This is a genomic window from Streptomyces sp. Z423-1, from assembly GCF_013009255.1.
Classification (GTDB): domain Bacteria; phylum Actinomycetota; class Actinomycetes; order Streptomycetales; family Streptomycetaceae; genus Streptomyces; species Streptomyces gossypiisoli.
This window is the reverse complement of sequence record NZ_CP053109.1, coordinates 4,265,267-4,291,653: the sequence shown is the minus strand read 5'-3', so window position 1 is coordinate 4,291,653 and position 26,387 is coordinate 4,265,267. Positions and strand designations below refer to the sequence as shown.

Below are 26,387 nucleotides of genomic sequence, written 5' to 3'. Positions count from 1 at the left end.
GTGCAATTCCGGCCAGCACGACCACCTCAAGGGCCAGGTACCTGCCCTGGTCGGAGCCCATGCGGCGTGGGCGAGTGGGTGGTGGACGCGCTACCGGGAGAACGAGAAGTACAGGGTTCGACCGTAGTCGCCCTTCGCCGTGGTGGGGCCGCCGCTGGGGCCGAGGGCGGCCGGTGGGTCGAACTTGGTGCCGATCGGCGGAATGGCGTCGAGGAAGGAGAGATCGCCCTTCGGGAAGGGGGGCGCGGTGTGGCGGGGATCGGGTCCGAAACGAGGTGTGAAGAGGCGGAGGTAGAGGTTCTCGTCCTCGGAGACCATGGTGAGACGTCCGGCGGTGGTGTGGAGGGACGCCCACCGGACGCCCGCGTGGTAGCCCTTGAACTCCGGGTACACCCAGCCGTCGGCACCGGTCGCGGTGTCGTTGTACTGCTTCGTCCAGACGTCCGTCGCGACGCCGCGCAGCCGGTTCTTCCACACCCTGTGGGGTCCGTGGCCGAGCCATGTCACTCCGGTCACCTGCGATTCGGGATGGTCGAAGCCGACGCCGAAGAAGTCGTGCTCGCCGGTGAGGTGGTAGCGGTAGTGCAGTTGCAGCCAGCCGCTGGGGTGCAGACGCCACCGAACGTGGCGCAGCACGCCGGAGTACTCGGCCTCCACCGTGTAGCCGTAGCCGTCGGGCCCGTGCGTGAGGCGGGTGAGGTCGGCCGTTCCGGTGGTGGGCAGCGGGCCGCGGGACAGCGCGAAGTCCCTTCCCCGGTGGGTGACACCGGCCAGCATGCCCGTCGTGGCGTCGAGCGTGACCGTGGTGTGGCGGGATGCGAGGGTGAGCCTGTCGTCCGAGAGCGAGCCGCGTACGGCCGGTCCCGGGCCCGTCCGGACCAGCCGTCGGGCCTGGTCGGCGGCGGACGCGACGGTCCAGGTCCAGCGGCGGATCTCGCGGCCGTCGGCATCGGTGACGGTGAGCGCCACGGCGTCGGCGCGTCGCCAGCCGGACGGCAGGGGCAGGCGCAGCACTCCCTGCGCGCCGGGCCCGATGTCCGGAGCGGAGGCGGTGCCCTGGGCGCGCACCGTGTGGCCGTCCCGCCGCTGCGACGGGGTGGGGAAGTCCAGGAGTCGCCAAGTGAACCGGCACGTGCGGGTGTTGGTGAAGGCGTAGTGGTTGGTGAGGGCGATCCGGCCGTCGAAGTCGTCCGGCAGGCCGGCGGTGAACCGCTCCGGCTCGGCGAGTTGTACGGGAGACCAGATGTCCTTGATCGTGTAGAAGCTGGCCTCCTTCTCACGGAAGGGGCCGAGGATGCCGTCGGGTGCGGCGTTGCCCGCCACATCGATGGCGCCGCCGAGGTCGTCCCGCACGATGCCCTCGTCGACCAGTGCCCACAGGAAGCCTCCGGCGGAGAGCCGTTCACGGCCCATCAGCTTCCAGTAGTCGTCGAGGCCGGCGCCGGCGCCGCCGTCGTAGAGGCCGTGGAGGAACTCGGTGGGCATGAAGACGTCGCCCTGTTCCTGGAGGATGCGGCGCGTGCTGTCGTACGTCTCGTAGTGGTCGGTGTTGATGCCGCCGAAGTTCGCCCAGGGGTGGAGGACGGTGCGCTGCTGGGGGTCGTGGCGGGCGTAGTCGTCGTCGAGGGCGGTGTTCCAGCCGCCTTCGTTGCCGTTGCACCAGAACAGGACCGACGGGTGGTTGACGTCACGGGTGACCATCGAGGCGACGAGGGGCCTGCCCGCCTCCTCGTCGTAGGACTTCTGCCAGCCGGCCAGTTCGTCGAGCACGTACATCCCGAGTTCGTCGGCGAGGTCGAGGAAGTGCGTGTCCGGCGGGTAGTGGGACATCCGGACCGCGTTCATGTTCATCTCCCGCATCAGGAGGATGTCCTTGCGGCTGATGCGGGCGCTGGTCGCCCGGCCGGACGTGGGCCAGATGGTGTGCCGGTTGGCTCCCTTGAGGAGGATCTTGACCCCGTTGACGTACACGCCGTCGCCGGGGCGCACCTCGACGGTGCGGAAGCCGAATCTCTCGTCGACGCGGTGGACGGTACGGCGGTCGCCGGCGCGGAGGGCGACCTCGACGCGGTAGAGGTGGGGGGTCTCCGCCGTCCACTGCCGGGGGGAGTCGACGGCGGTTTTGAGGGTCACCTTCGTGTCGCCGGGAGCGACGGCCGCGGTGAACGGGGCGCCGACCGGGCGCCCGGAGAGGTCGGTGACCCGGGTGACGAGACGGTCGGCGGAACCGGTGCCCGACAGATGGGCGTCGATCCGCAGCGTGCCGTCGGCGCGGGCGTCGACGGCGATGCGTTCGATGTGCTGGAGCGGGAACGCCTCCAGATGGACGGGGCGGTAGATGCCGCCGAAGTTCCAGTAGTCGCCCAGGCGTTCGGCCCGGTTGACGGAGTCGTCGGTGGACTCCTTGCTGACCGTCACCTCCAGGAGGTTGTCCTGGCCCGGCCGCAGCCTTCCGGTCACCTCGTGGCGGAACCGGTAGAAGCCGCCGCGGTGGACGGGCCCGGCCGACTCGCCGTTGATCCACGCCTCGGTATCGGTCATCGACCCTTCGAAGACGAGGAACACGCGTCTGTCACGCCAGTGGGCGGGGGGCGTGAAGGTGTGCCGGTAGCGGCCTTTCTCCTCCGGGCGCAGATTCCACCCGTAGTTGTACGTGCCGTATCCGTGGAACTCCCAGTTGGACGGAACCGGGATACTGCCCCAACTGCCGCTGCGCCGACCGCTGGTGCACAGGAAGTCCCAGTCGACCGGGTGGTCGGCGTCCTCTCCGGACAGATAGAGGCGCTCGGTGCGCGAGGAGGCATCCGTTCCGTCGGCCGTCCCGGCGGCCCGGGCCGAGCCCGCGGGAAGGCCTCCGGCGACGGCCGCGCCGGCGCCGAGGATCAGAACGCCACGGCGTGACAACTGCATGACATCTCCAGCCTTCAAGGAACCGTCGGGGTGGGGGATGGCAGGGACGTGCGGGGTAGCCGACGGGCCCGGTCGGCCACACGGCAATCGAAGCGCTTGCGCACACAACGCCGCAGGTCAGAGCAGACGTGCAGGAGTGACGACGACATTAGGAGTCGAATGAATCGAACACAAGAGGGCAGCAGAAGGTACAGGCGCCTACGGAACCGCCATCTCAGCAGGGTGCTTTGACGACGAGGAGCGCAGCGCCCGGACGACCGCGTTTATCCCGCGTCGATCATTTGGTTATGCGCGTCCCTCAGTCTGGGCCGTGCGCGTTCCGTGCCTACGTCCTCGACGTCGGAGGCAGTCGTTGCTGAGAATCCACTTCACCAGCCAGGACTTGGAGAACATCCGGATCGCCCGGAGTCCCGACCCGCTCTGGGAGATTGTTTGCAGCGTCTGCCGACTCCAGAGCAAGGACGGTTCCCTCGCCTTCGGCCCCTGGCGGCGGGTGGTTCGTACGCGCATCCGGAGCGATGAGGCGTCCCGGTGGGCGGCGCGGATGCTGCGGACCCTCGTGCCGTACGCCACCTACATGCCGGACTTCCTGACCCCGCATCTCGAGGGTGAGGACATCAACCTGGCGGCCGGAATCGATCGGGTGCTGTCCACTCCCGAACGCCAACTGCGCGCCGAAATCACGTCGTTGGCGAGGGCGGTCGGGAAGCCGGTCGTCCATCCGGCTCTGGCCCGGGGCGACACGGAGGCGTTGCGCCTGCTGGGCAATGGGCTGCGGACCTACCACGAGGCGTTTCTGGCACCCGCCTGGGACCGGATCGACGCGGCTGTCCGCGCCGACTTCGCGTGGCGGTCCCGCGCCCTGGCGACCGGCGGCACGCGGGCTCTGCTGGAGACGTTTCGTCCCATGGCGGTGTGGCGTCCGCCCGTGCTGGAGGTGGACTACCCGGTCGAGCGGGACCTGCACTTGCGCGGGCGCGGCCTGCGGCTGATCCCCTCGTACTTCTGCTGGCGCCGGCCGATCACCCTGATCGACGAGAAGATGCGGCCGGTGCTGGTCTACCCGGCGGACAAGACGGTCGCCCCGCTCTCGGCGGCCGCCACCCCCGAACTCGCCCGGCTCCTCGGCTCCACCCGGGCCTGTCTGCTCCACGAAACGGCGGCGCGCGAGTGCGGCACCACCTCGGAGTTGGCGGCAGCGGTGGGCATTTCCCTGCCGAGCGCCAGTCAGCAGCTGGCGGTGCTGCGGGAAGCGGGGCTGCTGACCAGCCGCCGCGACGGCAAGCACGTACTGCACACGGTGACGCCGATGGGACAGGACCTGTTGGGCGTTCGATGTGGCTGAGGCCAAAGAGTGGTGCGCGACGGTCACCCTCGGTCCGAACCTGTTCATCAGGCGCAAACCCCGACGGAGGGAAACCCCATGGAGTTCAAGGCCAGGACCACGAAGCGCACCGCAGCCCTGCTGTGTGGCATAGCGGTGGCACTCGGAGCCGGCACTGCCACCGCGGCCGCTGCCGACCGGGCCGCGCAGTCGGCCGAGTCGGTGTACGCGGCGGAGGCGAAGGCGGTGGGCCTTTCGGACCGGCAGGCGGCCCAGCTGCAGGACCGGGTGGACGCCCAGTTGGCGGACATGAAGGTCCCGGCGGAACAGGTGAGTTACAACGAGATCCGGGCCAAGGACGGTAGCGCGAGCATCACGGTGTCCGCGCCCGGCGCGGCGGCCAGCACCAGCTGTTCCTACACGTACCTGTGCCTGTGGGACGGCGCGAACTGGACCGGCACCAAGCTGTCGTTTTACGTGTGTGCATTCCGCGACCTGAGCGACTACGGCTTCAGTGACCGCCTCACCTCGTACAAGAACAACCAGACCTCCGGCACGCGGTCCCTGTTCTACAACTGGCAGGGCTCTTGGGTCTACAAGTTCGACAGCCACGCGTACCACACGGAGGACAGCCTCGCGAACACTTCCTGGAACAACATGATCGACGGGGTCCGGGTCTGCTGAGCTCCTGCCGGTAGCCCGATCCGCTGAGCAGCTGCGCGTTCCGGGCGGGCCGGACGGTGATCGAGCACATGGCGATGAGGGACGGCCGGTCGGTCACCTTCTTCGTTGCCTCGACCGCTCGGGGAGCGCGTTCGGGTCCAGGTCGCCGTCCGGCTTCGCGATCAGCTGCCGCACCGTCTTGAGCAGGGCTTCTCCCGGCCGCGGAATGCCGCGGTTGCGGTAGGAGGGCCGCAGCAGGCTGATGCCGTGGACAGCCAGGAAGCGGTCGGGTTCAGCGGCGATGCAGCCCTTGTCCGCCAGGATCAGCAGGCCGGGCCGGGAGGCGGCCAGGTGTGGTTCGTTGTCGATCAGGGCGGCCAGGACCTGCCGTTCGTCGACCTTCGGATCGGCCAGGGCCCAGGTGACCGGCAGCCCGGCGGGGGTGCATACCAGGTGCAGCTTCAGGCCCCAGTAGAAGCGTGAGTGGGAGCGGCAATAGCCGTAGTTGGCCCATCCGCTCAGGTCGGAGCGGCGCACGGTCTCACGGGAGCGGGCGCACTCGACGGGCGTGGAGTCCACAATCCACACGTCGTCCAGCCACAGGTCGGTGTCTGCGGCCAGGCACCGGACAGCCCGCTTGACCAGGCCCAGCGCGGCCCGCAGGCGCGAAGCGCAGCCAGCGGGCCTCGCAGTGGAAGCCCAGCATGGCCTGGGCCACGGCCAGGGTGACCAGTTCTGAGTGCACGTACAGTGCGGTCAAGAGGGTGTCCAACTCGGGCGTCACAACCCGATGTCGGGCACTCCGACCGCCGCGGGTCCTTCTTCGAACTGCACCGCTACAGCCGGGCGGTGGAGGTGACCGGCCGCCCCTTCCCGGTCGCGCAGGTGAACTTCTCCAGCTCCCGGCGGGGAACCCGGCGCGGCATCCACGGCACCCTCACCCCACCGGGCCAGGCGAAGATCGTGACGTGTGTGCGCGGCGCGGTGCTCGACGTCGTCGTCGACACACGCATCGGTTCGCCCGCCTTCGGCCAGTACGACCGACGACGCCTGCGTCTGCTGTCTGTGCTCCTCCGAGTTCATTCCGGGCAGCCAGGTCGACATCAACGCCCTGGACCCTGAACTGGGCATCCGCTGGGGGCTGACGGACGAGCCTTTGATGTCGGACAAGGACGCCGCCGCCATGAGCCTCGCCGAGGCCGCCGCGGCGGGACTGCTGCCGACGTACGAGGAATGTCTCGCCCTGCAGGCGGACCTACGCGGCGCCGGATGAACGCCCCCGGCGGCACCTCCTCCAGCACCTCCACGCCGCCCGGCACCTCGCCCGGGTCCTCCTCACCGACGAGGGGACACTGGCGGCTCGACAGTTGAGGGCACTGCAGGCCGACTCGGTTGCACGATTCGTCCACGCGTGCCACGCCCTGCTGTACTGGCTGTTCCAGACCGGTCGCGGCCGAGAAGTCGTAGAGGTCGGGACGTCCTTCACACGGGTACCAGCCCGCGAAGTCCTCGTCGCACCACAGCCCGTCCAGCCGGTCTCTCACCCACATCGCCGTCGTACCGCCCGGATTGCCCGCCCGCGCGATCTACGCGGTCAGAGACGGGACCTGCTCACCGGAACGGGGACGGAGCGACAACGGAACTACCTCGGCAACTGCATCGGTCTTCGAAACAGCACCGAGCATGCCCGGGCCCCCTCCGGCTCACCGGCCGCACAAACATCGCCGTCGGCCTCCGCCACCACGTCCGCAACCCGCCGGGCCCTTGGCCACCTCGGGCATCAGGTGATCGAACCGGACACCCCGCGAGCACGACGCAGCCCTGGCGGCGTGGCCCACCGGTGGGACCTGCGGCCCCCGCCCATGGTCACGCTCCGGGGTGCAGCCCGAGCCAGCCCGGCGTGGGGTCGCCCTTGACCTCGCCGAAGTACAGGGCGAACGTCTGCTTCCAGCGCTCCACTTCGGCACGGTCGGCCATGAAGCGGGGGAAACCGTCGAGGTGGGCGTTCGGGTACTTCCAGATCGGCTTCAGCCCGCCCGCGGGAGTGACGTCGGTCCGTACCGACCAGCCGAAGCGGGCTGCTTGCTGCCGTTCGGCGGACAGCACCCAGTTGATGTAGAGCTTGGCCGCGGTCGGGTTCTTGGCCTGCCTCAGGAGCGCGAGGCGCTGCCCCCACGCCACGAACGGATGCCCGTCGGCCACCGCCCACCGCAGGGGCTCCGACGCCGGCGCCGCCAGCGACCCCGACCCGCCGACACCGATCGCCGCCTGGCCGCCGCTCACCTCGTCCTCGGGGAAATCGGTGCCCCGCCCGAACCGCACGTCCTGTGCGGCCAGCCGGGCCACCCAGTCCCAGCCGTACCGCTCGGTGTACAGCTTGTAGAGATACAGGACCGCGTCGTCGTCATGCGGGTACGACGAGGCGATCTTCCCCTTCCACTTCGGGTCGACCAGGTCGAGCGGAGTGCGCGGCGCGTCCGAACCGACCGCCGCCGGGCCGTACATGAAGCTGAAGGCGATCACCGCGCCCGCCACCCAGGCGCCCTGCGGGTCCCGGAAGCGGTGGTGCAGCTTGGAGAACCCGGCGGGCTTGTAGGGCAGCAGACGGCCTTGCTCCTTCCAGCGCGTGAAGTCGTGCAGAGTCTGCAGCTGGACGAGGTCGGGGACGAGGCTGCCGGTCGCGAGCTGGTTGTCGACACGGGTGCCGTGGTACTTGCTGTAGTCCACGATCAGCGTCATGTCGATGCCCGGGAAACGCCGCATGAAGCCCGCCCTGAGGCCATCCAGCTGGTTCGGCGTGTCACCGCCGGCGTACAGCACGAGCTTGCCGCCCTCGGCGAGGGCGGCCCGGTGCAGCTCGTCGAGCGTCCTGGTCTCCTCGGGGCCGGAGGCGTGCCGGGGCGCGGAAGGAGAGGCTGCGGCTGCGGCCGGAGCCGCGGCGGCGCCGAGACCGAGGGCGGCACCCGCGCCCGTGGCGAGGACACGTCTCCTGCTGAGGAAGCTGGACATGTAGGAAAGACCTCTCTGCTGGGGGGAAAGCACGAGACCCGGCGCCATGGGCACGGGCCGTAATCAGGGCGTGCGCCGAGTGCAGACAGCGCGTAGTCCGTACGGGGTCTTCGGTACTCGGACGGACCGCCCGACGTGGTGGCGATCCTGCCGCTCTTCGCCACCGGCAACCAGCCGCTGCTTTCCCTACGAGCGGTCTTCCTACTACTGACAGGGACAGGCTGTGGAGAGGGCAGAGCAGGAGTGTGCCCGGTTCGTGCGGACCTGGTCCGGTTGACGGTGGCGGCGAGCCCCACCGCCGGATGCCGAGCCCACACCGAACGCCACCGCTTCCTCGCCCTCTACGCATCACACGATCAACCGGACATCCGAGAAAAGCGCAGGGCCCTGGCTTGCTGTCAGGGCAGGCCGGCATGGGCCGGCCTCGTCGGCGATCGTCTCCCCCTACGTCACCACGCGCTACGACAGAGGTGGTTCCAGGTGGACGGGTTGTGGTGAGGTCGGCCGCCGCGGTCGCGAGGAGTCCGGCGCCGAACGTCCGGATGACCTGGCGGCGGGCCGGCTTGTCATGCTTCTCCCTGGGGTGTCGGCCCGGACCAGGTCAGGCGGACGGCGGTTACCGGGCAGCGGCCTCCTCGGTGGTGAGGAAGCGCAGGTTCTGCACGTGCTCGTTGACGAACATGGGCACGCCGTCCGAGGCCAGGTACCAGCGCGGCTTGTCCCCGCTGTCGCGGATCACCCTGCCGTTGACACGGAGGTTCTCGAAGGTGACGTCCTTGACGGTGCGTTCCGCGTCGGTCCCGGCGATGATCGACGTGTCGGCGTTCTTGCCGTTGTAGCTGAGGTCCTTGATGTAGACGTTCTCGATGCCGCGGCCGGACGCCTTGTTCCACCTCGGGTTGTTGACGACCCGCATGTGGACGAGCTGGCCCCAGCGGAAGTCCTCCACGCGGATGTCGTCGAACCTCACATCCCGGACGAGGTTGCCGTCGGCGGCATTGATGGCGATGCAGCCCTGGGCGTTCACCTGCGGCTCACGGTGGTCGAGGATGTCGATGTTCTCGAAGTTCAGGTTCTCCAGCATCTCGGGGTTGTCGGGGTCGGGGTTGCCGTGCACGGCCATGTTGATCGGGTGGGCCACGTCGGCCCAGAGGGAGCAGTTCTTGACGGTGATGTTGCGGGTGTCGCCGTAGAAGTCCCAGCGGTGGGTGTAGAGGGCGATGCAGTCGTCGGAGGTGCGCAGGAAGCAGCCGTCGATCGTGACGTTCTCGGAGCAGTAGAGCTGGATGCCGTCGCCCCAGCCCTCGCGGCTGAAGGCGCGCAGGTTCTTGATGGTGAGGTTCTGGCACTCGGCCACCCGGATGTTCTCGTACCGGGGGTTGAGGATCGTGATGCCGTCGATCGTGACGTTCTCGCAGTTGCGGATGAACAGTGCGCCCGCCTTGGAGTTGTAGAGCACACCGCGGCCGATCACCCGGGAGTTCTCCACCTCCTCGATTATCACGCGTGCGACGAGGACCGCTCCGGGGGCCAGGTAAACCGTGGTGTTGCCGGGCACCATCAGCTCACCGTTGGTGGGGGTGTGCAGGCCGGGCCCGAAGTACATGACGTGCTTGTCGCCCTCGGCGGGCACGTCCTGTTCGATCGGGTTCGCGAACAGGTGCAGGCAGTCGAAGATCTTGTCGTCGACCTGGACGACGACGTTGCGGGGCCGGTCCAGGGTGAAGCGCGCGGTGCTGCCGAGTACCTCGGGGGTGATGCCGTACGAGTCCGGCCGGATGCGGAACTTCTCGGCGCCGCCCGGGTTGTAGGTGACCTCGACCTCGACGGTGCCGGAGAAGTCGAAGGAGGCCCAGGAGGAGTTCTGGACCGGGTTGCGGCCGGTGACGGCGTCGATCAGAGCCAGCTTGGCCAGGTAGACGTCGAGCCTCTGCCAGGTGCCGCCGAGCGGCCGGACTTTGACGGTGAAGGAGTTGTTGACCGGCACCTGCGGCAGGGCCGGGTGGACGACAACGATGTCGCGTGTGGAACCGGTTCCTGCGGCTGCAGCCTGAGCGGTGCCCCCGACACCGCTGACCATACTGCCGACAGCGACGGCGCCAGCGGCCTGGAGGGCGGTTCGCCGGGACAGGGACGAGCTCATGAGGACTCCTTGACGGACGTGGGCGGGTCGCCGTCTGCGGCCGGAGGCGGGGCCCGGCGGCCGCTGAACATGCGGGCAGAGCGCCGCCCCTTCACAGATGGGGCGTTCGGGTAGCAGGAGGCGTTTGACGATCAGAGGGGACGTTCGGGCCATGACGAAGTGGAACCGTCAGGCCGAAATCTGCGGCACGGCCGAAATCTGCGCAAGGGTTTGGCGAGTTTTCGAAACAACCGGTTGCTATAGCGGGGCCGTGCGCCGTCCCGGTCGAAAGCTGGGCACGGCGTGCTCGATCGCAGGCCCGACGTCCGGGCCTCGTGGTCGGCGCCAGGTGGCGGCGCTCGGCGGCGCGGGAGCGGGCGACCTGGGCGGTGACCTGCGGCATCGGCGTCCGGGCGGCATCCGTCCACAGGGTGCGCAAGGCAGCCGTGCGGCTCGCCGTGGGCGGGCCAGGGGCGATCGGCGTGAGTGATCAGTGGCCGTCCGGCGGTGTACCACTCGGTCAGCCGTTGGAAACCGGTTGGGCAACTTGGGACCCCTCATCTCCTCGCTCCAGGAGAGCCTGAACCGCCCACCACGCGCGGAGGAAACCGCCCGGGGGCGCTGTCCCGCCGGAGCATGCTCACGGGCGCGGCCCGGGCGGCCGCCAAGTACCGGCTGCTGATCGACATGCACGACGACGTCCGGCCGTTCGGCTACGAGCGCACGTACCCGAACTACCTGAGCCTGGAGGGCGTCCGCGGCAACGAGCAGTTCCCGACCGCCACCCACAACGTGACGCTGCCCTTCGCCCGCGATGCGCCGTAATTCGGCTCGGCGGTGTCGCCGTATCCGGCCCCGCCGGACGCTGTGGGCGATCGCTCACAGGAGGGCGATCCGGTGGTTCACAATGCGCCGCATGTCCGCCAGTACAGACCCTTGAAGACGCCGGCCAGCGTCACGGTGTGGGCGTCCCACGCAGAAGGGGACGCCGTGCAAGCTCCCGCAGGAGATTGGTCGCGGCTGCCGCCACCATGCCACGCGGGCCGAACGCGAAACAGCGGCGGCGTAGGCAGAAGCACGAGCCGAGAGAGCAAGACAGCCGGCCGAACGAGAGCGGCGAACGCCGCCAAGGAGCATGTTCCCACCATGGCGGCGTCGTCCCGGAGCTCCTGGGCGACGTTGCTCTCCTCTTGATCCGGGCGGGTCAAACATCGACACGCGCCGTCTGAACTCCCGGTCGACAACGGCTGTGCGGCCGTCCCTATCGCTCCCGGATCATGCCGGACTCCCATGCCCAGGCGGCGATCTCGACCCGGTTACGGGCGTCGATCTTCTGCTGGATGTTGGCCAGGTGCGTCTTGACGGTGGACAGGGACACCACCAGTTGGTCGCAGATCTCCTGGTTGGTGCGGCCCACCGCGACCAGGCGGGCCACGTCCAGTTCCCGTTCGGTCAGCGGGCAGGCGGCATCCGGCTCGCCTCGCGTGGCGGACAGTTCCTTCAGCAGCCGGACAGTGACGGCGGGGGAGACCAGCGCGTCACCGCGGGCGGCGGCCCGCACCGCCTCGATCAGAAGGCTCGGCGGGGCGTCCTTGAGCAGGAAGCCGCAGGCTCCGTTGCGCAGCGCGGTGTGCACGTAGTCGTCCTGGTCGAACGTGGTGATCACGACCACCCGCACCGGGGCGTGGACCCCGGGTCCTGCCAGGGCCCGGGTGACGTCCAGGCCGTCAAGTTTCGGCATGCGGATGTCGACCAGGCAGACGTCCGGCCGCAGCCGGCGGGCGAGTTCCACGCAGGCGGCGCCGTCGGCGGCCTCGCCGACCACCTCGATGCCGGGCTGGGCGCCGAGGATCAGCCGGAAGCCCATGCGGACCAGTTCCTGGTCGTCCGCGATCAGTACGCGGATCGCCGTGTCGTTCACGCCGGTGATCCTGCCACAGCGGCCAGCACCGGGAAGGCGGCGGTCACTCGCCAGCCACCGTCGTCGGTGGGGGCGGCGGTCAGGTCGCCCTCCACCGCTTCGACGCGTTCGCGCAGGCCGACCAGGCCGAAGCCGCCGCGCCCGCCGACCGGGACGGCATGCCGTGCGGCCGGTGCCGTGTTGTGCACCTCGACCCGCAGCCGGGGCCCGTCCACGTCGACCCGTACGGCGACCGCGGCGCCGGGCGCGTGCCGGCGCACGTTGGTCAGCGCCTCCTGCACCACGCGGTGCACGGAGGTCGCCACCTCGGGGGCGAGCCGTACCTCGCGGGCCGCCGCGGCGACGTGCAGTTGGACGTGCGCTTCGTCTTCGGAGAACACGGCGACGAGGCGGGCGAGTTCTGGCCACACCTCGCCGGGCCGGACGCCCGCGTGGTCGTCCTCGCGCAGGACCCGTACCAGGCGGCGCATCGAGTCCAGCGTCTCCGATCCGGATCGGCTGATGTTCTCCAGCAGTGGTCCGACCTGTTCCGGTGCGGTGTGCTGGAGGGTCAGTGCGGCGTTGGCCTGGACGATGATGCCGGTGACGTGGTGGGCGACGAAGTCGTGCAGGTCGTGGGCGAGCTCCAGGCGCTGGCGCTGGCGTACGGCGGCGATGTCGCGGGCCCGCTGCTCCTCCAGCAGCCGCGCGCGCAGGCCCCAGGCGAGAGCCAGGCCGACGGCGAGCGTCATCAGCAGGGACCCGGTGATGGAGGTTTGGCGGCCGTAATGAATGTCCGTCGGCAGCAAGCGCACCGGGGTCGCGATGGCCGCCACAGCCAGTGCGGCCGCCACGGCCGCCGCGGTCCTCGGGCGCGGCACCGTCCGCACCGCGCGGGAGAGCAGCACCAGCAGAGCGGCACTCTCCAGCACCCCGAACGTACCGTCCCTGTCCGGGCTCGCCCACGTGGCCATCACGGCCGTGAGGACCAGCGAGCCGCCCACGACGAGCACGGCGCGTACCTGCACGCTCGGCCGACGAGCGGGCCACAGCAGCGCCAGGCAGGCAAGCGGGCCGGACACCATCGGCAGCAGGCTCGTCCCGTGGTAGTCGGGCACCCCCTTGACGAACACGTCGAGCAGCCCCAGCAGGCCGAGGAGGACCCAGCCGGCTGCGGTCAGCGTCCGGCGGAGCAGCGGAGTTTCGGAGTTCACGCCCGGCAGGATACGGAAGTGGCGATTCCCGGCGGCCTCGGCCGAATGGCCGATGTCCGGCCCTCACAACCGGTCGTCCGGCCGAGACAGCCGGTCGCCGCGCACCCCGAGAGTGGACGGCATGCACCAGCTGAACACCGCTTCCCCCGGGGAGACCACCCGATGAACACCTCCTCCGCCGTTGTGACCGGCACCGGCCTGTTCAAGTCCTACGGCATGGCCCGCGCCCTGGCCGGCGTCGACATCGACGTGAAGGCCGGCGAGTCGCTGGCCGTCATGGGCCCGTCCGGCTCCGGCAAATCCACCCTGCTGCACTGCCTGGCCGGGATCGAACGGCCCGACTCCGGTGAGGTCCTGCTGGACGGCAAGCGGATCGACCAGCTCCGCGAACCGGCCCGCAGCGAGCTGCGCCGCACCGCCTTCGGCTTCGTCTTCCAGTCCGGCCAGCTGCTGCCGGAACTGCCCGCCGACGAGAACGTCGCCCTGCCGCTGATGCTCGGCGGCACGGCCCGTCGGGCGGCCGTCGAGCAGGCCCGGCAGTGGTTCGGACCGCTGGGCCTGCGGGGCCTGGAGGACCGGCGGCCCGGGCAGCTGTCCGGAGGTCAGGCGCAGCGGGTGGCCATCGCCCGCGCGCTGGTCGGCCACCCGAAAGTGATCTTCGCCGACGAGCCGACCGGCGCGCTCGACCAGGCCACCGGCATGGAGGTGATCCGCCTGCTGGTGGAGGTCAGCCGCCGCCAGGGCGCCGCCCTGGTCGTCATCACCCACGACGCGAACGTAGCCCGTTGGTGCGACCGCACGGTGCACGTCCGCGACGGGCGGCTGGCCCAAGCGCACCCCGAGACGGGCACCGAGGCGAAGGCGGGGTACCGGCGATGAGGGCACTGGACCGCACCACCTGGACGCTGACCTGGCGGCTCACCCGGGCCGGCGGCCGCACCGGCCTGCTCGCCACCGGCCTCGCGGTCGCGGCGGCGGCCGTGTCCACCACCCTGCTCCTGCTGTGCGTCGCGATGAACCTCGGATTGCAGCACCGCGCGGACCGCACCGACTGGCGCACCCCGGTGAAGTCCTCCCACCCGGTGGCCATCGAGGCGGTCGGCACCACGTTCACCCGGGGTGAGCCGGTCACCGTCGTGGACGTCGCACAGCTGCCCGGACGCACCGCTCCCGCCCCGCCCGGCCTCGACCGCTTCCCCGCCCCCGGCGAACTGTGGGTCTCTCCCGCGCTCGGCGCCCTGCTCGACCGGCTGCCCGCCGACCGCCACCCGGTCCCCGGTACACCCGCCGGCACCCTGGGCCGCGCGGCGCTCGCGCACCCCGGCGAACTCGTCGCGGTGATCGGACACCGCCCCGGCGACCCGGCGGTCACCGCCGAGCGCGCGCCCGATCCGCGCCGGGTCGGCGACATCGCCACCCCGACCCGCGTCGCATCCTTCACCGGCAGGCCGCTCACGGACGGCACGGGCATGACGTACGAGTTGCTGGCCCGGGTCGCCACCGTCCTCGTCATCGTTCCGCTGCTGGTGCTGGCGGCCTCCGCCGCGCGGCTGTCGGTCTCCCGCCGCGACCAGCGCCTCGCGGCACTGCGCCTGATCGGCGCCACGCCGGGCCGCATCGCCGGGCTGACGGCCGCCGAAGCGCTGCTGACCGGGACGGCCGGAGCGCTGCTCGGTGCCGTGGGATACGCCGCCCTGCTGCCGGTGGCGGCGAGTCTGCCGCTCGCGGGTGGCTCCTGGTACGCGGCCGACCTGTGGATCGGCGCACTACCACTGCTCGCGGTGACGGCCGGAGTGATCGCGCTGGTCGTCATCAGCGCGCTCGCCGGGCTCCGTCAGGTGGTCGTCGGCCCCCTGGGCGTGGCACGCCGCTCCCGCAGCCGGGGAGCGAGCGCCGTGCGGGCGGTGCTCTTCGTGGCCGCCGTCGCCGTATACGGCTGGGTCACCAGGGAGTACGGCAGCGCCGACGTCGTGGCGCTGTACGCGTTCGCCGCGGTCTTCCTGGCGCTCACCGTGATCGGGCCCTGGGTGGTCCGGACGCTCGGCAGGATCGTCACCGCCCTGGCCAAGCGGCCGGCGACACTGCTGGCCGGGCGTCGGCTGCTGGACGACCCGAAGGCCGCCTGGCGGATCGTCTCCGGCCTCACCCTGGCCGGTTTCGTCGCCGGGTTCTTCGCCCTGCTCACCCTGAACACCGCTCCCCCGTGGGGAGGACGGCCCGACCAGCTCACCATCGCCGCCCCGCCCGGCAAGGTGGCCCAGCTGCGGACGCAGGCCGAACAGCGCCTGCACGCCGCCGGAGTGAGCGCCGTGGTCGGCGTGGACGACGGCTTCGTGGCCACGGCCCCCTACGACGAGAGCCGCCAGATCACCGCCACAGTCTCCGGCGGCACAGCCGAACTGGACCGCGCCCGCACCGCGCTGACCGGCCTGACACCCGACCAGTACCCGCTCACCACCACCGACGTGAACTGGTCCGAGGCACGCTTCACCCGGGACTTCACCACCATCACCCGGGTCGTGCTCGTGGTGACCTTCACCGTCGCCATCACCTCCGCCGGGATCACCGCCGCCGCCAACGTCCTGGACCGCCGCCGCACCTACGCCCTGCTGCACCTGGCCGGGACTCCCCTGCCCGTCCTGGACGCCGCCCGCAACCGGGAGACCCTGATCCCGGTCACCGTGCTGGCGGGCGGGGCCGTCGCGACCGGGCTTTTGTGCGGGGGCTCGATGACGCTGGCAGGCGGCGACTCGTCGTTCGACGCCCGCGGCCTGATCGTTCTCGCCGTGTGCTGCGCCGCCGGGGTCGCCGGAATCCTGGCGGCCGGCGGACTGAGCCGCCCCCTGCTGCGGACCGTCACCCGGCAGGCGGGGGCACGGGGAGAGTGAGCGCTGTGCCCACGACCACTGCCGAAACCATCCCACCGACGGTCTACGCGAACTCGATCCGGACAAGGACCCAGCCGCGACGGCCATCCGCTGACCAGCGCCGCGAAAGTGACGGACAACAGCCCGAACTACCGGTTCCGCGCCTGCGGTGGCGGGGGCGGCCAGGCGGTGCAGTGCACGGACTGGTGGTAGCACGAGCCTTCCTAACCGTCGGTGATCCGAAGGAAACGGCCTGAGCCCGTGTGGCGGCGGCCGTACTCCTGAGAGCATCCGGCCGCCGCCCCTTCCCCCGTTCGGCCGGGTACTACTCGATGGTCCAGCCGACGCTCCCGCCACCCGTGCTGTACCAAGCACAGGTGGCGGCGTCCTACCCCGCGCGCCCTCTACGCGGAGCGAAGCCCTCGCTGGCACACCGTCAAGGCGATCACCATGGCTCTGGCCGGGCTCCGCACTCCGTCCAGGGACGCAGAGGCCGAGGGTCTTTTCGGAACCATAGCCCCATCGCCCAGCACGTCGTGCCATGATGCCGACCCTCATGCATGGACATCGATATACTCGATGGCACTATTGATATCGGTGGAGGTGCACTCATGAGCCGAACCGTGATCGACCTGGATGATCAGCTGGTCGCCGACGTGGCCAAGGCCCTCGGTACCAGCACCAAGAAGGAGACGGTGAACACCGCGCTGCGCGAGGTGCTGGAGAACCGGCGGCGGGCCCTGGCGCTCACCCGTCTTCGGGCGTCGGCGGAAGAGGGCGCCTTCGACCTCGACCTCTTCGAGGACAAGGGGAACTACCGCCGGTGAACGCCGCGCAATTCCTGATCGACACCAGTGCGCTCGCCCGCATGCTGCGCGGCGACGCCGAGCAGTACGGATGGGACCAGGCGGCAGCCGCCGGGCTCATCGCCACCTGCCCCATCACCGAGCTGGAGTTCTTCTACAGCGCGCGTTCCCCTGCCGACCGCGCACAAGGCATCGAAGACATGCGCCTGCTCTTCGGCTGGGTGCCGGTCGACGACCGCGCCTACGACCGCGCCTGGCGGGTCCAGGAGCTTCTCACTCAGCGCGGACAGCACCGCAGCGCCGGGGCCGTCGATTTGGTGGTGGCCGCCACAGCCGAGTTGCAGGGGCTCACTCTGCTGCACCGCGACCGGGACTTCGAGTGCATCGCCGCCGTCACCGGCCAGGCACTCCAGTGGTACGGCCCTGAAGCCGGCAAGTGAGCCGGCCGGGTGCGGGCGGGACGCTTTGCTGGATGGCTCCGCACTCGCGGAAGCGCTCCCCGGGCTGGACTGCGAGCCAATCGAGCCGAGAGAGGAGCCCGTTCACTCTGGCACTCGGCCCGCCGCGCTTCAGAGCCGTGCCCACAGCGTGCCCGTAAGAGCGGACAACCACGGTCAACAGCGGTGCGAACCAGTTCTCGCGAGGCGGCAGCTACGCCACATATGCGCAGGTCAACGATCACATGATCTTCCAAGCGCCGTCGCTTCCCCAGCTGAGAGCGCGAGTTCGATTCTCGTCACCCGCTTCATGAAGAAGGCCCAGGTCAGAGATTTGGGCTCTTTTGCTGTCCGCTGTGATCACTGGCCGCGTGCCAGATCCCTGCCAGAAGGCTTCTCAGCGGCCTTCTGGGTAGCCTCCTCGCGAGCCTTCCGGACAGTGGCGTCGAGGCCAGCGGCAGCCTTCTCCTGGCGCTCCTCGTCGGAGTGCTGATAGATCAGCGGTCCAGAGAGCATGAGCCTCCAGCGAACACCACCGGGGCACCGGCCTGATCATCCGGCGCCGCCGCGACCACGGAGAGGCCGAATCCGCGGCCGGGCCAACTCCCGTCCGTAGTGACGAAGTGCGACCTGAGTGCGGCAGTGTCCCGCGACGGCCACCTCGGCATCCAAGCGTTTTTCAGCCCATGGGGACGCCCAGGAAACCGCAACTGGCATGACCTGCACAGGGATCGACGTAGAAATCGCTTACCGCCTACGGTCCTCCCGGAATCCCGGACACCTTTCGGTATCTCGAACGCCTGGCGTCGGTACGCCCTACGAGAACAAGGAGTCGAAGCGGAATGGCAACGGCGCGCACAAGACGTCCCAGCCCTACCTGAGGTCGCGCGGCAACCAGCCGCGCTACATGGTCGACCAGACCGGCGCCTGGGAGGTCGGTGAGGACGCGAGCGGCGACAACAAGTTCCCTTTGGTACCTGAGGTTCTGAATGTGATGGCATGGTCAGCGTGGCGCCTCGCCCTGTGCCACCTCCACCTCGTGGTGGAACGTGATCACTCCGGTCACCGCGGCACAGGCCGAGAACGCCGTGCAGGCGGCGAGGAGCAGGGCGATCCAGGAGGTGGTGCGGGGGCGGTGTGCGGGAGGCGCGAGGAGGGCAGCGACGCGCTGAGGGACGGGGCCGCTGGTCGCTGCTGCGGCGAAGTCCGGGCGGGCGGAGGGCGAGGAGTGGGTCGCGAGGGCGGCGCGGGCGATGGCCCGCGCGGTCAGGTGCCGGTCGCCGACGGCGGCGGCAGCGGCCTCGTCCGCGGCGCGTTCCGCGGCGAGCCGGATGGCGTCGCGGACGCGGCGCAGGCCGGGGTGGCAGTGGGGCGCGAGTTCCGCGGCGAGCAGGAAGCGGTGGTGGCCGCCCGCGATGTGGGCCCGCTCGTGGGCGAAGAGGACCTCGCGCTCGGCGGGGGCGAGGGCGCGCAGCATCGCGGTCGTGACGACGATGCGGTGCGGCCGGCCCGGCAGGGCGTACGCGTCCGGGTGGGGCGAGTCGACCACGCACAGGTCGCCCGCGGTGAGGCTGCGGTCGGTCTGTGCGCGGGCGATGCGGAAGGCACGGATCTGGCGCAGGCCCGAGCGAAGCAGGGTCCAGGCGCTGACGGTGAGGGCACCGGTGGCCGCCGCGGCCGCGGGCAGGGTCAGGATGTCCGGCGGCGTGGGCAGGGGGTGGACGAGCTCGCCGAGCGCGGCGAACAGGGGCAGCTTGAGCAGGCCGGTCAGCACGAGTGCGCCGAGCGCGGACACGGATGCGCCGGCCAGCACGAGCGCGGCGAGGGTGAGCGCCCACAGCGCGGCGAGGGGGTCCAGGCGGTCGAGTGCGCGCCCGGCCAGCGGAGGGGCCGCGAACGGCAGCAGGAGCGGGACCAGCAGCACGGCGGTCATCGCTCACCCGATTCCAGCAGTTCCCGCAGGATCCGCTCGTCGTCCGAGCTGAGCCGGGCGACGAAGCGGGCCAGGACCGTCTCACGGTCGGTGTCCCGGTCGAGTTCGCTGTACATGCGGCGGGCGGTGAGGCCGGGGGCGTCCTCGACGGGAAAGTACGCGTAGCCACGCCCCTGCCACTCGCGCCCCACGACACCCTTGTCGTGCAGGCGGGTCAGGATCGTCGTCACCGTGGTGCGGGCCAGGTCCACGGCGAGGTCGGCCTGCACCTGCCCCGGTGTGCGCGGCCCGTCGGCGGTCCACAGGGCGGCCATGACACTGGCCTCCAGCTCGCCCGCCGGTCGGCGTTCGTCCTTCTTTTCGGTCATGGGAACGATCCTCACCCCTTCGTCGTCTACAGTGCAGTAGACCGTCTACAGGATTGTAGTCATCCGGGAGTCGTGTCCGCGTGCTTCCGTCCGTTCAGTATGAGAGGACTCGCCCATGACAGGGCTGACAGGGCTGACAGGGCTCGCGACCATGGACGCGCCCGCGGCATCGCAGCCGGCGGTGCATGTCCTCTTCTTCCTGCCTGGTGACTCCCTGCTGTGCACAGCCGGTTTGCTGTGCGCAGGTACGGCCGGCGGCGTGCGCCTGTCCCTGGTGCCGCTGCTGCTGGTCGCCGCGGCGGATGCGCTGGCCGGATCGCATTACGGCTACCTGATCGGGCGGAGAGCGGGTGGGGCGCTGCTCGACAGCAGCTGCCCGGACCGACTGCACGGGGGAGTCCGGCGTGCGGAGCAGCTACTGGAGCGGTACGGGCACGCCAAGGCGATCGTGCCGGCCCGCTTCGTGCCGGTGGTGCGTACGGTGCTCAATCCCCTGGCGGGCGCGCTGCGGGTGCCGATACGGACGTACACCGTGTGGCAGGCGGTCGGCGGTCTCGTCTGGAGCCTGGGCCTCGTCCTCGCCGGATACGCCCTCGGCTCGTCCGTCCCGAACATCGACCGCTACCTGCTCCCGATGGTCGCGGTGGTCGTCGCCCTGTCGCTGGCCCCCCTCGGCGCCGAGCTGTACCGCTCCCGCCGGGCGGCCACCGGGCAGAAGGGAGCTCAGGGGTGAGGCCGGGGATGACGCCTGCTCACGGGCTCGACGGTGCCGCGCTCGACGGCTCCGCCTACCTCCACGTCGTCGGCCTGGCCCACCGCTCCCCCGCGTGGCTGGACGGCCTGGTGTCCGCCTGGTCGACGTACGGACTGGCGGTGTTCGCCGTGCTCATGGCCGTCGCCTGGTGGCGGGCGCGGCAGGTCGGCGCCGCCGGTACGGCAGTGGTCGCGCTGGCCGTGCCGGTGACCGTCGTCGTGGCGTACGTGGTGAACGACGCGCTGAAGCTGGTGGTCCGCGAGGACCGTCCCTGTCAGAGCCTGCGCGTGACGACACTGGAGGCGTGTCCGGCGCCGGGTGACTGGTCGTTCCCCAGCAACCACGCGGCCATCGCCGCCGCGGCCGCCGTCGCGCTCCTGTTCGTCTCCCAGCGTCTCTGTGCGGTCGCGGCGGTGGCCGCCTTCGCGATGGCCGCATCCCGGGTCTGGGTCGGCGCGCACTACCCCCACGACGTCGTGGCCGGCGTCGCGGTCGGAACTCTCGTCGCGCTGCTGATGATGTCGGCGGTGCGCCGCCGGCCCGACGCACTGGCGCGGCGGCTTACGGCGACGCGGCTGCGACCGCTGGTGGTGGCGCCGTGAACCGCGGGGAGGTCGCCGACCTGGCCGGCTGCACCGGGGTGGGCGCCCTGACCGCGTTCGGTGTCCTGGCCCTGGTCGTTGTCGGCGGCGACGGCGCCGTACTGTTCACCGACGAGGACCTCCATTCCTGGCCCTTGACGCACCGCCCGGCCGTCGCGGTGGCGCTGGCCCGTGGCCTCACTGCCACCGGTACCGGGGTGATCCCGTACGTGCTGGCCGTACTGGCGGGCGTCGTCGCCGCACGCGCCTTACGGAGCCGCCTGATCACCGTCGCCCTCTGCGTCACCTGCCTCGGGGCCGGACAGGCCGCCCGGTACGGCGTGATGCAGCTGATCGCCCGGGCCCGCCCGCCGCACGCGGACTGGGCGACGCACGCCTCGGGGTGGTCGTTCCCCTCCGGCCACGCCACCACCGTCACGGTCACGGTCGGGCTGCTCGTCATCGCGGTGTCCGTGCGCGCCCCGCGCGGCCGAACCCCGCTCGCCGTCGTCATCGGCTGCTGGGGGGCGCTGGTCGGACTGACCCGCGTCTACCTCGGGGTGCACTGGTTCACCGACGTCCTCGCCGGCTGGTTGTTCGGCGTCGGCTGGCTGGGGCTGTGCCTCGGCGCCGTGGCCAGGTGGGCGCCCCAGCAGGTCATCGCCGGTCCGCGCGACACGGCAGGAATCGGCACCAGACCCACGACAGCAACCGGTACGAGGAACACGACGGAGGAGGTGGCGGGCCATGCTCCAAGATCTTGATCGTCGAGGACGAGCACGCCGAGCGTGACGTACTGCTGCGCGACTGTGCGACGGAGGAGTTCGACCCCGTGCCCGCGCGGACGGTGCCACCGGCCTGCGGCTGGCCACCGCCGAACTCGCCGCGGCCGTACTCGACGTCGGCCTGCCCGACGCGGACGGGCGGACGCGTGCACGCGCGGTGCCCCGCGCTGATCACGCCCCCTGCTCGGCCGCGAAGCGGCGGACCCGGGAACGCCGAGCCCGCCGGCGTGCGTCCGGCGTCCTATGCGCCCCCCGTGTGGTGCAGGATCTCGTCGGCCAGGCGGCCGTCCAGTGCCGTGGGCAGGGTGTGGCCCATGCCCTCGATCATGACCAGGCGGGCGCCGGGGACGGCGGCGGCGGTGGCTTCGGCGTGCGCGGGCGGGAACATCGGGTCCTCGGTGCCGTGCAGGACCAGGGTCGGCGCGGTGACGGAGGCCAGGTCCGCTGTGCAGCCCGGGCCGGTGGCTCCGGCCAACGTGTGGTTGAGGGCGGCCCGCAGATCGCGCGCCCGCTCGTACACCCGCTGCTCCATGGCGCGGTACTCGTCCGTGTGGAACGGCAGCAGCGGGCCGTGCAGGATCCGCCACAGCGGCAGCCGGGCGGTGAGGTACGCCTCCAGGCCCGCCTCCGGCTCGGGGAAAGCCGAGGCGAGGGCGGCCAGCAGTTCGGGTGTGGGTGGAGGCAGTTCGCCGGGGAGCGGAGGCGCCCCTTCCAGGACACGCTGCACGGCCGCCGCCGTGTCCGTGCCGAGGGGCTGGGACGACAGGCTCGTCAGGGTCAGTACCCGGTGTGGGTGTGTGACAGCCAGCCGCTGGGCGATGACGCCGCCGAGGGACGCGCCCACCAGGTGAGCCTCTCCGGCCCCGAACGCGTCCAGGACGGCGAGCGCGTCGGAGGCCATGTCGGCGACGGTGTAGGGCTGGGCGGCGAAGTCGACGGTGGAGGAGCGTCCGGTGTCGCGGTGGTCGTAGCGGATGACCCGGCGGCCCCCGTCGACCAGGCGGCGGACGAGGCCGTCGTTCCACTGGATGCCCTGTGCCTGCGCGCCCATCACCAGCAGTACCGCCGGGTGGCCCGGATCCCCGAAATCCTCTGCCCACAGATCCAGGTCGTCCGCACGGACGATCCGCTCGCGGCCCGTCAGGTCCGCGCTCTTCGATTCATTTTCCTGCATAGTCATTCAAGATAATGGTTCGGTGCGGGTCCCGCACGGGTTTTCCCGACAGGTGCGAGTTGGACGCCGCGGCACCCGCCGGGCACCCTGATCTCCATGGCCGGAGTCAAGGGACAGGTGCAGAAGCGGGGCGTCGAGCGCCGCCGAGCCATGGTCGACGCGGCGATCGAGCTGTTCGCGCGGCAGGGGGTGCGTGGCACTGGAGTGGCCGCTATCGCCGAGCGCGCCGGTGCCACCCCCTCCGCCGTCATCCACCACTTCGGCAGCAAGGACGGACTCGTACAGGCCGTGTTGGAGGAGGCCGACCGGCGTGCCCTGGAACGGCTGTCCATCCCACCGGGCGTTGAACCCACCCTGGACCAGGCGTTCGGCTGGTTCGTGCGGGACGCCGTGCACACCGCCACCACCGAGCGCGAGCTGGCTGCCCTGCACACCACGCTCACCGCAGAGAACCTGGAGCCCGGTTCCGTGCTTCACACCTGGTTCCGGGACCGTGGCCGGTTTCTGCGGGCTCGTCTGGTCTCCCTGTTCACGCGCGCCATGGCCGAGGGTTCGGCCCGTGCCGACCTGGACCCGGCAGTACTGGCCGCGGAGACGGCCGCGTTCATCGAGGGAGCCCACCTGCTGTGGCTGCTGGACCCCGAACAGGTGGACCTGACGGTCATCCACCGCAGCTACTTCGAGGGCCTGGCCTGTCGGCTTCGGCCATGACCAGGGCGGCTTCGGCGACAGAAGTCGTCGCGCGCCGAGCCGGGTTCGCGTCCGGTTGAGTCGGCGAATCCTCTTTGATCTGCGCTGATGTCGTCACGCTGATGCCTCGCCATGGTTTGGGCAAGCCACTGTTAAAGGCCCAGGTCACAGACCCGGGTCCTTGTGCTGTCCGCGGTGATCACTCACCGCGTGCCGGATTTCGTGCGCTTCACGACGGCCTCCGGACAGCGGCGGCTCGAGCCTTTTGGACCGTGGCGTCAGTCCACGTAGCTTCGAGAACGCGGACCGCTACCGGGGATGGGCATGGCCACGTACCGTTTGAACTGGCCATGGCGGCTGCGCTGGACGTAGGCGGTGATGAACTGCTCGACGCGCGGGTCGGAGGCCGTGTCGACACTGAGTGGGTGGTCCCATGCGGACAGCGTGATCGTCCAGGATTGTCGTGTGACGGGGTTGATCAGGCGTGCAGGGCTTCCGGGCCACGGCGTTCTCGTTGCGGATCGTCTGGAGGCAGACGGTTCTGCTGAGCGGAGCAGTTCCTGTGTGCGGGCCTCGCGCGTTGCTGTGGCCGCCCTTGCTGTTGCGGCCTGGTTCAGCTGTTGCAGATGCTCTGTCAGGCCAACGCCCCCTCCACCGGGGGCGGGACCCTACCCTCGTGATCGGGTCGCTCCCTACGGCGCGCACCACGGATCTGGTGTGTCACACCTGAGCCGCCAGGCGGGACATGCAGCCATGTGGAGGCGGTTACTGCCTCTCGGGCTGGTCGGCTTCTCGGCCTTGCCTGCTTGTCTCCTGCGGTCTGCGCCAACTGCTCGGCGCAGTACGCGGCGACGCCCCTTCTCCCCGCCCGCGACCTCGACGAGCCGCTGCCGGGCCGTCGCGTCCAGCACCCTGCCCGGCCCGGTGAACAAGCACTCGAAGCTCCTGGCGTCGGCGTGATCTTGGTCAACACTCCGTGGACGCCAGGAGCTTTCACCTTCCGTAGCGCCTGTTTCCGCCAACTCCCCAGTCATATCACCAGGTTGGCGGGGAGCCACCGACTAGCGGTCGGACTGCAGGTCAGAGGGAGGCGCTGATGCTGACGTGGTTGTACTGGCCGGCGGCGCCCAGGACCTCGTTCTGGGCAGCGCCGAGCTGGGCCAGGACATCCGTGCTGCTGACCGCCGTGGGGCCGACGACGAGGCCGGCGTGCGGGTTCAGGCCGCCGGAGACGTTGTCGAGCTCGGCGTCGGAGATCTCAACGGTCTCAACCTGGGGAGCGGAGTTCATGATGAAACTTCCCTTCGTATGGATGATCCACAAGGGGGGGTCCGCCGGGGACGGACAGCGGGCCTCAGCCGCAGGCACGCGACACCCGTTTTGGTGGCTTTCGCGCGGCCTCCTGCGGTGTAGAGGATCAAAGCACGGAGCACACCGGGCGACCAATCAACCGGGATACGCATCCAGGAAGTTGAACCAACAGGCTGCGCATCCGTGCAGGCATGTGCACGACTTGGGGGCGATTTCTCTACATCCCGCGCGACAGGATGCGACCGATATTGCTACGAGGATTCCGAACCGGACACTCCGCACCAACACGGCGGCATCCGGCATGCCCTTGCATAGATGCCCCGCACTCCGTGAGGCGGTTGCGCATCCGACGTGCAGATTCACTGAAGTCGGATTGCCACTCCGCCTCGGACACTGACCGGTCCCATCGGGTGACAGACAGTGGGACCGACTGCAGGGCGGGGTGGCGTGCCGCCGCCTCGCGGGAGTTGTCCCGCGCCTGCTCCCGGCGGTGGTGTGCTGCCCATCGCCGAGGTGTCGGGCTTCCCCGGCTGTGACCTGCGGAGTCGCGAACTACGCTCGCCTACACCTGTTCGCGGGACGCGACCCAGGGCGGCGTGCGACGAGTGCGATGACGGGCCCTGCGGCGGAACAAGGTGGCCTGTTCCGAAGCACTTCCCAGGTGAAGAAGAGTGTCGGGTCCTACCCGCGTGTCCGCGTCGAGGGCGGCGGCCGTTCGGTGGTCTCCCAGGCCGGGGCCGCGCTGCTGGTGGAGAGGCTCCGCAAGAGCGGTCTGGATCAAGCGATATCCGGGGCCCCCGCGGCTGCCCAGGCTGGTCACCACCGGCCGCCGCCGCATCCTCCGCCTCGCCGAGCACTGGCCCTGGGCGCATGTGATCAGCAGCGCGCTCGCCCGGCTCGATGCCCTGCCGAACCCTGGCTGACGAGCAGCGTCCCGTCCCTACGAAATCGCCGCCGACGCGCCGGAAGCTTGTGGGGCCGTGATCACTCGCGCCGAGCAGCTCCAGCCCAAAGCCGCTCCACCGACCTTCCCCTTTCACGCCTCGGAAAGTGGGTCGCCCGAACGGTCCGACGTCGGCCAAATATACGGCAGATCGTTCGGCACATCGGGGAAGAGTGGGGCGTAGCTGTTCGGGTCCTTGCGCACCAGCGCCGACCGGTGGCTGCGGTGAAAGGCATCGTCGCCGAGCCAAGGAGGCAGTTCCCCGGCGGCCGCGAGTAGCACCTGATGGCGAACTGATGCACCGGGACGGAATGCGAGGAGATCAGCGACCAGTGTGGCCGCACAGCCGTCCTGATGGCCCCGTTCACGCCACACCTTGCAGACTTCCAGGCCATATCGGACCAGCGCTTCCTCGTATCCCGCCCACATCCGCACTGCTGGATGGTGGCGCCACCCGTAACCCGGCACGACGAGGCCACGAAGGACCTGCAATGCCTCGACCCGCTGTTTTCCGAGTCGGCGACGGTCCAGGACCAGCGCCGAGGATCTGAAGTCGGGGTAGGGCAGGAAAGTCTGCATGCCGTCGCCCCTGTCAG

Annotated in this window: 22 protein-coding genes and 3 pseudogenes; 13 read left to right on the top strand and 12 right to left on the bottom strand. The window is 70.4% G+C overall.

Features of this window, described 5'->3' with window-relative positions; genetic code table 11:
• Window positions 1–90: 90 nt before the first annotated feature.
• Window positions 91–2,910 carry a glycoside hydrolase family 2 TIM barrel-domain containing protein gene (locus tag HJD23_RS19150; RefSeq protein ID WP_240980747.1) on the bottom strand — a complete coding sequence of 940 codons (2,820 nt, stop codon included), beginning with the start codon at window positions 2,908–2,910 and terminating at the stop codon, window positions 91–93.
• Window positions 2,911–3,262: 352 nt separating this feature from the next.
• Between HJD23_RS19150 and HJD23_RS19145 the strand changes: the two genes are divergently transcribed.
• Both HJD23_RS19145 and HJD23_RS19140 read left to right on the top strand, forming a co-directional pair.
• A complete protein-coding gene (locus tag HJD23_RS19145) occupies window positions 3,263–4,255 on the top strand; it encodes a DUF5937 family protein (RefSeq protein ID WP_171109569.1) in 993 nt (330 codons plus the stop codon).
• A 78-nt stretch (window positions 4,256–4,333) separates the two neighbouring features.
• A complete protein-coding gene (locus HJD23_RS19140; RefSeq protein ID WP_171109568.1) occupies window positions 4,334–4,918 on the top strand; it encodes a hypothetical protein in 585 nt (194 codons plus the stop codon).
• A 159-nt stretch (window positions 4,919–5,077) separates the two neighbouring features.
• Here HJD23_RS19140 and HJD23_RS19135 read toward each other — a convergent pair.
• Window positions 5,078–5,681: pseudogene (locus tag HJD23_RS19135) on the bottom strand (transposase); the annotation flags it as partial.
• Here HJD23_RS19135 and HJD23_RS19130 point away from each other — a divergent pair.
• Window positions 5,648–6,035, top strand: a pseudogene (locus HJD23_RS19130) (dTDP-4-dehydrorhamnose 3,5-epimerase family protein); the annotation flags it as partial. The pseudogenes HJD23_RS19135 and HJD23_RS19130 overlap by 34 nt on opposite strands.
• Window positions 6,036–6,763: 728 nt before the next feature.
• Here HJD23_RS19130 and HJD23_RS19125 read toward each other — a convergent pair.
• Complete coding sequence (locus HJD23_RS19125) at window positions 6,764–7,906, bottom strand: extracellular solute-binding protein (RefSeq protein WP_171109567.1); 1,143 nt, start codon at window positions 7,904–7,906, stop codon at window positions 6,764–6,766.
• Window positions 7,907–8,522: 616 nt separating this feature from the next.
• Window positions 8,523–10,049 carry a glycosyl hydrolase family 28 protein gene (locus HJD23_RS19120; protein ID WP_171134046.1) on the bottom strand — a complete coding sequence of 509 codons (1,527 nt, stop codon included), beginning with the start codon at window positions 10,047–10,049 and terminating at the stop codon, window positions 8,523–8,525.
• Between the two features lie 615 nt (window positions 10,050–10,664).
• Between HJD23_RS19120 and HJD23_RS19115 the strand changes: the two genes are divergently transcribed.
• The gene (locus tag HJD23_RS19115) at window positions 10,665–10,853 is read left to right on the top strand and encodes a glycoside hydrolase family 97 catalytic domain-containing protein (RefSeq protein ID WP_232108091.1); all 189 of its coding nucleotides are present in this window, start codon (window positions 10,665–10,667) and stop codon (window positions 10,851–10,853) included.
• 436 nt (window positions 10,854–11,289) lie between these two features.
• Here HJD23_RS19115 and HJD23_RS19110 read toward each other — a convergent pair whose 3' ends face one another.
• Entirely contained in the window at window positions 11,290–11,949 is a 660-nt protein-coding gene (locus HJD23_RS19110; RefSeq protein WP_171109845.1) for a response regulator transcription factor, read from the bottom strand.
• A complete protein-coding gene (locus HJD23_RS19105) occupies window positions 11,946–13,142 on the bottom strand; it encodes a histidine kinase (RefSeq protein WP_171109844.1) in 1,197 nt (398 codons plus the stop codon). Before HJD23_RS19105 ends, HJD23_RS19110 begins: the two co-directional genes overlap by 4 nt.
• Window positions 13,143–13,304: 162 nt before the next feature.
• Between HJD23_RS19105 and HJD23_RS19100 the strand changes: the two genes are divergently transcribed.
• From HJD23_RS19100 to HJD23_RS19085, 4 genes are all read left to right on the top strand, one after another.
• Window positions 13,305–14,021, top strand: coding sequence for an ABC transporter ATP-binding protein (locus tag HJD23_RS19100; protein WP_171109843.1), 717 nt, complete (start codon window positions 13,305–13,307; stop codon window positions 14,019–14,021).
• Entirely contained in the window at window positions 14,018–16,030 is a 2,013-nt protein-coding gene (locus tag HJD23_RS19095) for an ABC transporter permease (protein WP_171109842.1), read from the top strand. The genes HJD23_RS19100 and HJD23_RS19095 overlap by 4 nt, the downstream gene beginning before the upstream one ends.
• Before the next feature lie 590 nt (window positions 16,031–16,620).
• Window positions 16,621–16,836, top strand: coding sequence for a type II toxin-antitoxin system VapB family antitoxin (locus HJD23_RS19090; RefSeq protein ID WP_020113663.1), 216 nt, complete (start codon window positions 16,621–16,623; stop codon window positions 16,834–16,836).
• Window positions 16,833–17,255, top strand: a complete 423-nt coding sequence (locus HJD23_RS19085; protein WP_171109841.1) for a PIN domain nuclease — start codon at window positions 16,833–16,835, stop codon at window positions 17,253–17,255. Before HJD23_RS19090 ends, HJD23_RS19085 begins: the two co-directional genes overlap by 4 nt.
• A 1,000-nt stretch (window positions 17,256–18,255) precedes the next feature.
• Here the strand turns inward: HJD23_RS19085 and HJD23_RS19080 are convergent.
• Both HJD23_RS19080 and HJD23_RS19075 read right to left on the bottom strand, forming a co-directional pair.
• A complete protein-coding gene (locus HJD23_RS19080) occupies window positions 18,256–19,185 on the bottom strand; it encodes a M48 family metalloprotease (RefSeq protein ID WP_171109840.1) in 930 nt (309 codons plus the stop codon).
• Entirely contained in the window at window positions 19,182–19,553 is a 372-nt protein-coding gene (locus tag HJD23_RS19075) for a BlaI/MecI/CopY family transcriptional regulator (RefSeq protein WP_171109839.1), read from the bottom strand. The genes HJD23_RS19080 and HJD23_RS19075 overlap by 4 nt, the downstream gene beginning before the upstream one ends.
• 115 nt (window positions 19,554–19,668) lie before the next feature.
• On the opposite strand from HJD23_RS19075, the gene HJD23_RS19070 reads away from it, so the two are divergent.
• The 4 genes and pseudogenes from HJD23_RS19070 to HJD23_RS43905 all read left to right on the top strand — a co-directional run.
• The gene (locus tag HJD23_RS19070) at window positions 19,669–20,286 is read left to right on the top strand and encodes a DedA family protein (RefSeq protein WP_171109838.1); all 618 of its coding nucleotides are present in this window, start codon (window positions 19,669–19,671) and stop codon (window positions 20,284–20,286) included.
• Window positions 20,287–20,294: 8 nt separating this feature from the next.
• Window positions 20,295–20,909, top strand: a complete 615-nt coding sequence (locus tag HJD23_RS19065; RefSeq protein WP_171109837.1) for a phosphatase PAP2 family protein — start codon at window positions 20,295–20,297, stop codon at window positions 20,907–20,909.
• Complete coding sequence (locus HJD23_RS19060) at window positions 20,906–21,652, top strand: phosphatase PAP2 family protein (protein ID WP_171109836.1); 747 nt, start codon at window positions 20,906–20,908, stop codon at window positions 21,650–21,652. Before HJD23_RS19065 ends, HJD23_RS19060 begins: the two co-directional genes overlap by 4 nt.
• A pseudogene (locus HJD23_RS43905) lies at window positions 21,646–21,833 on the top strand (DNA-binding response regulator); the annotation flags it as partial. The gene HJD23_RS19060 and the pseudogene HJD23_RS43905, both read left to right, overlap by 7 nt.
• An 81-nt stretch (window positions 21,834–21,914) precedes the next feature.
• Here HJD23_RS43905 and HJD23_RS19055 read toward each other — a convergent pair.
• Window positions 21,915–22,847 carry an alpha/beta hydrolase gene (locus HJD23_RS19055; protein WP_171109835.1) on the bottom strand — a complete coding sequence of 311 codons (933 nt, stop codon included), beginning with the start codon at window positions 22,845–22,847 and terminating at the stop codon, window positions 21,915–21,917.
• A 96-nt stretch (window positions 22,848–22,943) separates the two neighbouring features.
• Between HJD23_RS19055 and HJD23_RS19050 the strand changes: the two genes are divergently transcribed.
• Complete coding sequence (locus tag HJD23_RS19050; protein ID WP_171109834.1) at window positions 22,944–23,558, top strand: TetR/AcrR family transcriptional regulator; 615 nt, start codon at window positions 22,944–22,946, stop codon at window positions 23,556–23,558.
• Window positions 23,559–23,815: 257 nt separating this feature from the next.
• Here the strand turns inward: HJD23_RS19050 and HJD23_RS43900 are convergent, their stop codons facing one another.
• The 3 genes from HJD23_RS43900 to HJD23_RS19035 all read right to left on the bottom strand — a co-directional run bounded on the left by HJD23_RS43900 (window position 23,816) and on the right by HJD23_RS19035 (window position 26,370).
• Complete coding sequence (locus tag HJD23_RS43900) at window positions 23,816–24,016, bottom strand: DUF3105 domain-containing protein (RefSeq protein WP_277347806.1); 201 nt, start codon at window positions 24,014–24,016, stop codon at window positions 23,816–23,818.
• Between the two features lie 601 nt (window positions 24,017–24,617).
• Window positions 24,618–24,827, bottom strand: a complete 210-nt coding sequence (locus HJD23_RS19040; RefSeq protein WP_171109833.1) for a hypothetical protein — start codon at window positions 24,825–24,827, stop codon at window positions 24,618–24,620.
• A gap of 1,057 nt (window positions 24,828–25,884) precedes the next feature.
• Window positions 25,885–26,370: an MSMEG_6728 family protein gene (locus tag HJD23_RS19035; protein ID WP_171109832.1), complete on the bottom strand. Its 486-nt coding sequence runs from the start codon at window positions 26,368–26,370 to the stop codon at window positions 25,885–25,887.
• Between the last annotated feature and the right edge of the window lie 17 nt (window positions 26,371–26,387).